The organism is Lentzea alba (assembly GCF_011067745.1).
Lineage (GTDB): Bacteria > Actinomycetota > Actinomycetes > Mycobacteriales > Pseudonocardiaceae > Lentzea > Lentzea alba.
Map to the genome: position 1 here is coordinate 1 of NZ_JAAMPJ010000026.1, position 1,862 is coordinate 1,862.

Sequence of the window (1,862 nt, forward strand, 5' to 3'; positions counted from 1 at the left end):
GGATGGGTAGGGGAGCGTCGTGTAGCGGTTGAAGCGGCGGAGTAATCCAGCCGTGGACGCTATGCGAGTGAGAATGCAGGCATGAGTAGCGAAAGACGAGTGAGAAACTCGTCCGCCGGATGACCAAGGGTTCCTGGGCCAGGCTAATCCGCCCAGGGTAAGTCGGGACCTAAGGCGAGGCCGACAGGCGTAGTCGATGGACAACGGGTTGATATTCCCGTACCCGTGTGAACGCGCCCATGATGAACCTTGTGATACTAACCGCCCGAAGCACCAGTGAAGACCCTTCGGGGTTGATCTGACTGTGGAGCGCGGGACCTGAACTTGTAGTAGTCAAGCGATGGGGTGACGCAGGAGGGTAGCTCCGCCAGTGAGTGGTAGTACTGGTGCAAGCGTGTAGGGAGTCTGGTAGGCAAATCCGCCAGGCATATATCCTGAGACGTGATGCGTAGCCGATTGAGGCGAAGTAGAGTGATCCCATGCTGCCGAGAAAAGCCTCTAGCGAGCTTTCACGCGGCCCGTACCCCAAACCGACACAGGTGGTCAGGTAGAGAATACCGAGGCGATCGGGCGAACTGTGGTTAAGGAACTCGGCAAAATGCCCCCGTAACTTCGGGAGAAGGGGGGCCGTAGCGCTTGAAGCCTCTTGCGGGCTAGGGCGAGACGGCCGCAGAGACCAGCGAGAAGCGACTGTTTACTAAAAACACAGGTCCATGCGAAGTCGCAAGACGATGTATATGGACTGACGCCTGCCCGGTGCTGGAACGTTAAGGGGACCGGTTAGTCCTTCGGGGCGAAGCTGAGAACTTAAGCGCCAGTAAACGGCGGTGGTAACTATAACCATCCTAAGGTAGCGAAATTCCTTGTCGGGTAAGTTCCGACCTGCACGAATGGCGTAACGACTTCTCGACTGTCTCAACCGCAGGCCCGGCGAAATTGCATTACGAGTAAAGATGCTCGTTACGCGCGGCAGGACGGAAAGACCCCGGGACCTTTACTATAGCTTGGTATTGGTGTTCGATTCGGCTTGTGTAGGATAGGTGGGAGACTGTGAAGCGGCCACGCCAGTGGTTGTGGAGTCATCGTTGAAATACCACTCTGGTCGTATTGGATGTCTAACCTCGGTCCGTGATCCGGATCAGGGACAGTGCCTGGTGGGTAGTTTAACTGGGGCGGTTGCCTCCCAAAGAGTAACGGAGGCGCTCAAAGGTTCCCTCAGCCTGGTTGGCAATCAGGTGTTGAGTGCAAGTGCACAAGGGAGCTTGACTGTGAGACTGACGGGTCGAGCAGGGACGAAAGTCGGAACTAGTGATCCGGCCATGGCTTGTGGAAGCGTGGTCGCTCAACGGATAAAAGGTACCCCGGGGATAACAGGCTGATCTTGCCCAAGAGTCCATATCGACGGCATGGTTTGGCACCTCGATGTCGGCTCGTCGCATCCTGGGGCTGGAGTAGGTCCCAAGGGTTGGGCTGTTCGCCCATTAAAGCGGTACGCGAGCTGGGTTTAGAACGTCGTGAGACAGTTCGGTCCCTATCCGCCGCGCGCGTAGGATACTTGAGGAAGGCTGTCCCTAGTACGAGAGGACCGGGACGGACGGACCGCTGGTGTGCCAGTTGTTCTGCCAAGAGCATTGCTGGTTGGCTACGTTCGGAAGGGATAACCGCTGAAGGCATCTAAGCGGGAAGCTCGTTCCAAGATGAGGTATCCCACCCTTTGTGGGTTAAGGCCCCCAGCTAGACCACTGGGTTGATAGGCCAGAGGTGGAAGACCGGTAACGGTTGGAGCTGACTGGTACTAATAGGCCGAGGACTTGTTACAAAGACGCTACGCATCCACTGTGCGGTTCTGGAAGAACAACCAG

The 1,862-nt window shown here is 56.8% G+C and carries 1 rRNA gene; it reads left to right on the forward strand.

What is annotated here, in order from left to right:
* Positions 1–1,819 (forward strand): 23S ribosomal RNA (locus tag G7043_RS47410); the annotation flags it as partial.
* Positions 1,820–1,862: the final 43 nt, after the last annotated feature.